Origin of the sequence: Gordonia desulfuricans NBRC 100010 (assembly GCF_001485495.1) — a bacterium.
GTDB lineage: Bacteria > Actinomycetota > Actinomycetes > Mycobacteriales > Mycobacteriaceae > Gordonia > Gordonia desulfuricans.
In genome coordinates this window covers 1-6382 of record NZ_BCNF01000194.1, presented here as the reverse complement: position 1 = coordinate 6382, position 6382 = coordinate 1, and the positions used below count along the sequence as shown (strand labels likewise).

Annotated in this window: 8 protein-coding genes and 2 pseudogenes; 4 read left to right on the top strand and 6 right to left on the bottom strand. The window is 67.7% G+C overall.

The window, feature by feature from the left end; all coding sequences use genetic code 11:
* A pseudogene (locus GD1_RS23630) lies at positions 1-252 on the bottom strand (PaaX domain-containing protein, C- domain protein); the annotation flags it as partial.
* A gap of 5 nt (positions 253-257) precedes the next feature.
* Here GD1_RS23630 and GD1_RS23625 point away from each other — a divergent pair.
* Together GD1_RS23625 and GD1_RS23620 are read left to right on the top strand one after the other, a co-directional pair.
* Positions 258-680, top strand: a complete 423-nt coding sequence (locus GD1_RS23625) for an enoyl-CoA hydratase/isomerase family protein (RefSeq protein ID WP_280513278.1) — start codon at positions 258-260, stop codon at positions 678-680.
* Positions 681-867: 187 nt separating this feature from the next.
* Positions 868-1539, top strand: coding sequence for a DUF1345 domain-containing protein (locus GD1_RS23620; RefSeq protein ID WP_059039964.1), 672 nt, complete (start codon positions 868-870; stop codon positions 1537-1539).
* Positions 1540-1627: 88 nt separating this feature from the next.
* On the opposite strand, the gene GD1_RS23615 is transcribed toward GD1_RS23620, so the two are convergent.
* Together GD1_RS23615 and GD1_RS23610 are read right to left on the bottom strand one after the other, a co-directional pair.
* Positions 1628-2647, bottom strand: coding sequence for an NADP-dependent oxidoreductase (locus GD1_RS23615; protein WP_053777820.1), 1020 nt, complete (start codon positions 2645-2647; stop codon positions 1628-1630).
* A 49-nt stretch (positions 2648-2696) separates the two neighbouring features.
* Positions 2697-3080 carry a DUF1304 domain-containing protein gene (locus GD1_RS23610; RefSeq protein WP_059039962.1) on the bottom strand — a complete coding sequence of 128 codons (384 nt, stop codon included), beginning with the start codon at positions 3078-3080 and terminating at the stop codon, positions 2697-2699.
* Between the two features lie 79 nt (positions 3081-3159).
* Between GD1_RS23610 and GD1_RS23605 the strand changes: the two genes are divergently transcribed.
* Complete coding sequence (locus GD1_RS23605; protein ID WP_059039960.1) at positions 3160-3795, top strand: TetR/AcrR family transcriptional regulator; 636 nt, start codon at positions 3160-3162, stop codon at positions 3793-3795.
* Positions 3796-3893: 98 nt separating this feature from the next.
* On the top strand, positions 3894-4859 hold the full coding sequence (locus GD1_RS23600) for an acyl-CoA thioesterase (RefSeq protein WP_059039959.1): 966 nt from the start codon (positions 3894-3896) through the stop codon (positions 4857-4859).
* Between the two features lie 53 nt (positions 4860-4912).
* On the opposite strand, the gene GD1_RS25585 is transcribed toward GD1_RS23600, so the two are convergent.
* The 3 genes and pseudogenes from GD1_RS25585 to GD1_RS23590 all read right to left on the bottom strand — a co-directional run bounded on the left by GD1_RS25585 (position 4913) and on the right by GD1_RS23590 (position 6153).
* On the bottom strand, positions 4913-5167 hold the full coding sequence (locus GD1_RS25585) for a helix-turn-helix domain-containing protein (protein ID WP_305798035.1): 255 nt from the start codon (positions 5165-5167) through the stop codon (positions 4913-4915).
* Between the two features lie 305 nt (positions 5168-5472).
* A pseudogene (locus tag GD1_RS24530) lies at positions 5473-5634 on the bottom strand (FAD-dependent oxidoreductase); the annotation flags it as partial.
* Positions 5635-5691: 57 nt separating this feature from the next.
* Positions 5692-6153 carry a hypothetical protein gene (locus GD1_RS23590; protein ID WP_020792808.1) on the bottom strand — a complete coding sequence of 154 codons (462 nt, stop codon included), beginning with the start codon at positions 6151-6153 and terminating at the stop codon, positions 5692-5694.
* Positions 6154-6382: the final 229 nt, after the last annotated feature.

Genomic DNA, 6382 nt, shown 5'->3' with positions numbered 1-6382 from the left:
TATCGCCACGTCCCAATCGGCGTCCCACGTCCCCGGGGGCGGTGACGCGTTGACCTCTTGTTCACGCTGCCGTCGAACCTGTTTTTCGGTGAGCCGATAGACGCTGTTCGCGACAGTGGCGTCGTCGTCGGTGACCATCCTGGTCAATGCGACCCGCATGGTCTGTTCGGCGATCCCGAAAAGCCCACCGATCCGCACCAGGGCACTCACCGCGAGTTCTGGTGGGTGGTAGCCGAGTAGGGCGCTGATGGCGACCGATCGCCTTCGAGGTCCGCCGTGGAATGCACTCGGCGGACGGCGGAATCGTCCGGCTGGTCAACACTTGCGGAGTCGGCTTCACGATGGAACTCGTCCTCACCGGCGAACCCGTCACCGCCGACCGCGCCTTCGCGGCGAACATGGTGAACCGGGTGGTGCCCCACGAGCAGCTCGCCGATGCCACCGAACTCCTGGTGCAACAGATCCTGCGTTGCGATCAGGCCGCGATCGAGTCGGCGAAGGAGACAGTCCACGAGATCATCGGACGTCCGCTCCACGACCAGCTCCGCGTCGAGGCGATGTGGGGTTACGCGCTGTGCGGGGGGAACATCACCGTCGAGTCGCGATCGCAGCAGTTCTTCGACAAGACCGACGCCGGGCGGGCCGGCGAGACGGCCACGCCGCTGACCGGCGGGAGGTGAGAGCGGCCCGGTGAGAACGGCCCGTCCACGAACCGGCCTCGCCGACGCTGCGAGTCGGGTCACCGCGGCGCCGCGGCACCGACCCCGCACCGTGCCGCATCCGTGAATCGACCACATCCGCGCCCCGACGGTGGGATCCTGCAGGCTGACCACCAGAAGCAGGATCCCACCTCGGGACGGGGCGGACATGACCAGCGAGAACAGCCCGGCCGACGGCCGCCCGCGCGCCGAACGGCGGTGGACGGCATCGGCGTTCGTCCTGGTCTCGATGGCCGTGCCGTTTCTCCTGCCCGCCCGCTATTCACCGGGCACCGACTGGCTCCTGCCCACGATCGAGGGACTCGTGCTGGTGGCCCTGGTCATCGTCGATCCCGGGCGCATCGACCGGCCCGGACCTCGGGTACGGGCCCTCTCGCTCGCCCTCGTCGCGGCGATCGCCGTCGGCGCGGCCTGGGGTGCGGGACGTCTGGTCTGGGACCTGTTACACGGCAACCCCCAGACCACCGTGGCGACCGAACTGCTCATCTCCGGCGCCCTGGTGTGGATACAGACCATCATCGCGTTCGCATTCCTCTACTGGGAACTCGACAACGGCGGACCCGTCACCCGGCATCTACACCCGCGCACCCACCCCGACCTGGCGTTTCCGCAACAACTCGACCCGTCACTCGCCGCGCCGGGCTGGCGGCCGGTGTTCTTCGACTACCTCTACCTCGCGCTGACCAATGCCACTGCCTTCAGCCCCACCGACGTGATGCCCTTGGCCCGATGGGCGAAGCTCGCGATGGCGATCCAGTCGTTGCTGTCGATCGTGATCCTCAGCCTCGTCGTGGCCAATGCGGTCAATCTGCTCGGCTGAACGGCCTTTGGTCCAGAGTTGTTGCGGACGTGGTGAACTCACGGTGTTCCGAGAGCCGGACGACCTCGCCGGTGGCAGAGGAGTCCGATCACTCCGCAGAGGCGATGCGCACTACCATCTTTCCGATGTTCTCTCCGCGCATCATGCCCAGGAAGGCGTCAACCGCATGGTCGATGCCGTCGACGACGGTCTCGTCGTACACGATCTCGCCGGCGGAGAACCACTGCGCCATCTTCTCGTTGAACTCCTTGGCGTAGCCGAGGTAGTTGCCCAGCGTGAAGCCCTGCAACGTGAGACCCCGCGTGATGATGTTGCTCATGTTGCGCGGACCGGGCTGCGCCTTGGTCTCGTTGTACGCCGAGATCGCGCCGCACAAGGCTGCACGCCCGCCGTCGTTGAAGACGTCGAGTGCGGCCTCGAGGTGATCGCCGCCGACATTGTCGAAGTAGACGTCGATTCCCTTGGGGGCACTGGCGCGCAACTGATCTCGGACCGAACCGGCCCGGTAGTCGATGGCCGCGTCGTAGCCGTACCGCGACGTCAGCAGCTCGACCTTCTGCGGGCCACCGGCCGAACCGATCACCGCGGAGGCACCGAGCAGGCGGGCGATCTGTCCGGCGGCGGTACCGACCGCACCCGCGGCACCCGAGATGAACACGACGTCACCGGGTTTCACACCGGCGATCACCGTCAGACCCACGTAGGCGGTCAGCCCGGTCATCCCGAGGATGCCCAGGTACACCGACGATTCCGAACCGGCCGGTGGCTCGGGCAGGCGACTGAACGCGGCGGCGGGCCCGGTGGACACATCACGCCAGCCGAGCTGGTGCAGCACGAGGGTTCCCACTGGCAGGTCCGCCGACCGTGATTCGACGACGCGACCGACGGCTCCGCCGCCCATCGTCTCCCCGAGCGCGAAGGGCGGGATGTAGGAGCGGGTGTCGATCATGCGACCGCGCATGTACGGATCGACCGAGATGAACTCGTTGGCGACACGCACCTCACCGTCGGCGAGATCGGCGAGCTCCACTTGCACGGCCCGGAAGTCGGCGGGTTCGGGCCAGCCGACCGGGCGGGAGACGAGTTGGATCTGGGTACTGGTGGACATGAGACCTCCTGATCTCGGTGGGTGATGCCGGGCGGGGTGTTCCCCGGCGTCAGACGAGTAGTGCGATGGTGACCGTGACGACGGCCAGCAGCGGGAAGAAGAGTTGGGTGATGGCCGCCTTGGCCTTGCTCGGCGACGAGATCAGCAGCACCAGGCCGGCGGCGAGCATCGACCCGGCCCCGGCGTAGACGAGTGCCGCCCCGACCGCGTCGGAAACCGTCCAGAGCCCGACGCCGACCAGTGTGACGACGGCCAGGAACAGGTTGTAGAAGCCCTGGTTGAAGGCCATCTCCCGGGTGGCCTCGGCCTCCTCGGCAGTGGTGCCGAAGGTACGGCGGGTGCGCTCGTCGGTCCAGCGCACGGATTCGAGCACGAAGATGTAGATGTGCAGTACTGCTGCCAGAACGGCGCAGACGAGTGCGACGACCGCCATCGGGATTCCTTTTGTAGACCGAACGTTGCAGAACTATACTAGAACGGTCATTGCAGAATCTGTCAACCAAGGAGTCCTCATGGGACGCATCGCCGGCTACGACCGGAGTGAACTCATCCGGTCCGCACGCGATCTCTTCTGGCGTCGCGGCTTCGATGCCGTGTCGGTGGCCGAGGTCGAGGAGGCGACCGGGGTCGGCCGATCGAGCATCTATCACGCCTTCGGCAACATGCGCGGCCTGTTCGACGCCACCGTCGCCGACTATCTCGACGAGATCGTGCGTCCCCGACTCCGGCCGCTCACCGCAGACGTCGTCTCGCCCACCGCCATCCTCGACCACCTCGACGGACTCCGGATCGCCATCACCGCCCTCGCCGGCGACACCTCACCCCACGGATGTCTGCTGCTGACCTCGGCGGCCACGCCGATCGGCGACGACGCCGCGGTCCATCAGGTGATCAGCGACTACCACCGCGAACTGTCGCAGGCGGTGGCCAACGGAATACGCGCCCTGCTGCCCGACACCGACGACGCGGTGCGCCGACGGTTGACCATCCTCACCACCGGTTCGACCATCGCGGCGCTGACCCTGGCCCGCGTCGACGCCGGCGCCGCCTGTGACACCCTCACCGCGGCCATCGCCACCCTCGAGGACGCGCGGGACGGCCGTCCGGCGTCCGCCGGCGGCGCACCTCACCGCGTCCACCCCATGTGAACGCCGTGTGCCAAACCGCTCACAACCCACCTCCCCCTTCCTGTCAGGTTTTCGGTCCAGGCATGATCTGCTGATCACCGATCACCCCTGGAGGTTCGATGTCTCCCGTGTCCGACCGTGAGTTCACGCTTCGTTTTCTCGCCGCACCGACCGACGCCACCAACCTCGGAGGTGACGTACGCGGCGGCAGGCTGCTGTCGTGGATCGACAAGGCGGCCTATGCCTGTGCGGCCACGTGGTCGGGCGGCTACGCGGTCACCGCCTACTTCGGCAACATCACCTTCACGCGTGGTATCGAACCCGGCGACATCGTCGAGGTGACCGCCACGCTGATCCACACCGGGACCTCGAGCATGCACATCCAGTGCACGGTGCGGTCGGCGGCACCGCACACCGGTGTCTTCACCGTGGCCAGCGAATGCCTGGTCATCTTCGTCGCGATGGGTGAGGACCGCAGGCCCCGTCCGGTCCCGCAGTGGGTGCCGGCGACCGACGCCGACCGCGCCGCACAGGAGTATGCGACCACCCGCATCCCCGTCCGCCGGGCGATCGAGGACGCGATGGCCGGGATGACCTATTCCGAGGCGGGCACCGCGCCCCGCTCCCAGACCCGGTTCCTGGCCGCGCCGACCGACGTGAACTGGGGCGGCAACGCCCACGGCGGGCGTGTGATGGAGTGGATGGACGAATCGGCCTACCTCAACGCCGCGCGCTGGTGTGGCGGGCGGTGCGTGTCCGCCTATGTCGGCGGCATCCGGTTCTACGCGCCGATCCACATCGGCGACGTCGTCGAACTCGATGCGCGGCTGATCCACACCGGCAAGCAGACGATGCACGTCTCGGTACATGTCCGGGCGGGCGCCCCGCACACCGGCGAGATGCGTGACTGCGCCCACAGCCTGACCATCGTGGCCGCCGTCGACGAGCAGGGCGATGCCACCGCGGTGCGGCGGTGGGTGCCGGTCTCCGACGAGGACCGGGCACTCGATGCCCACGCCCGCGAACTCATGGCGATCCGGGCGGCCCTGCCGCGGCGTCCGGAATGGCTGACCGCCACCCCGTGACCACCGGCGATCAGGTGACGTCCATGGTGTTCATGATGGAGAACGTCACCTGATCAGGGCGATACCGATCGTCGGAGTACTCGAACGGCCGGCCCCTCGGCGTCGAATCCGGTCCGGTTCCCGCAACAGCGCTGCCCCCTCGGCGACCGCGAGGGCCCGGGCATCGGCGGCCACGGCGTCGAACTAGCGACGCACGGACGCGAACTGCACAGCGCCTGCCGGATCGGTCCCCGACTCACCTGACACTGCTCCATGCGCGCGACCTCGGCAGGCAGTTCGTCGCCGGCCTGGTACTCGCCGGAGTCGATCTGGGTGCGGATGGCGTCGTAGATCTCCTGTTACCGCGGGGACACCCGGAACCTACACCTGGAACCGTGTACCCACGAGATCTGTACACCTGGACGACTTGTCTACCCAACTCCGGGCGACGACGGCGAATCCCACCGGGCCTGCGGCCTCGCCGTCAGGTCGTCGACGGCGAGGGCGAGGGCCATGCAGCACAGGCAGATCCGCACGCACTCGGCGACCGCTCGGTGGCGGGCACCCGATTCCAGTGCAGGACAGGGATGATCGCGGCGAGCGCAGCGGCACCGGCGAACCCGTAGAACAGCGTCGTGGTGCTGGCGTGGCCGAAGTTGCGGACCGACGCCCCGGCGACCTGATCGACATGGTCGACGACCGCAACCGAGAGTCCCTGCCGGTGTGCGTGATAGGCGTGAGCGAAGCCGACGATGCCCGCGCCCACGACGACGACGTCGTAACGACGGAAAGACATCTCGGGCCTTGACGCTGTCATATTTACACCTTTGCTGTCGCGTCAGACGCCGGACGCTCACCGCACCCCGGGGACCAGCCGCCCGTCCGTATATTCGACGACCACGGTCAGCACATACAGCGGAGCCTCCACCACCGGCTGCGGCAGTTCGGCGTACCGCCCGTCGACGGTGCACAGTTGCACGGGCAACACCGACAGCTCGTCCAAGAGCGCCCCGAAGATCGTGCTCACCTCCGACAGCCGACCAGGGAGCACGGCGCCGGCGATCCGTCGGCCGTCCCGGCCGATCACCCCCAGATGGTCGGGCACCGGACGGGTGGCGGCCGTCCGGAAGTCCGTGCCGGCCAGCGACCGCAACACGGCAGAGTTCTGCTCGTCGGTGCCGTCGAGGATGTAGGCCTTTCCACTGATCCGGCGGATCAGTCCGGTGGACGCCTCGGCGAATGCCCACAGGTTGAAGCACACCTCGTGCCGGTCGGTGGCGGCGCGGCACGGGATGCGACCGGTGTCGATGCTCATCGCAGGTCCTCTCGTCGTCGGATGCAGAGCCGATCAACGTAACAACCGGCACCGACATCGGCAGACACCCTCGGTCGGATGACCGACATCGGTCCGTTGATGATGATCTGGGCACCCTTCGATGATTGAGCCGGGACCGAGCATCGCGAGGACCCCGGTCGAAATCTCCGTAGCTCGCGTTGGGAAGTGCCCACGTCGGAGGTGGCCGGGTCGGCGACGTCGACCGACA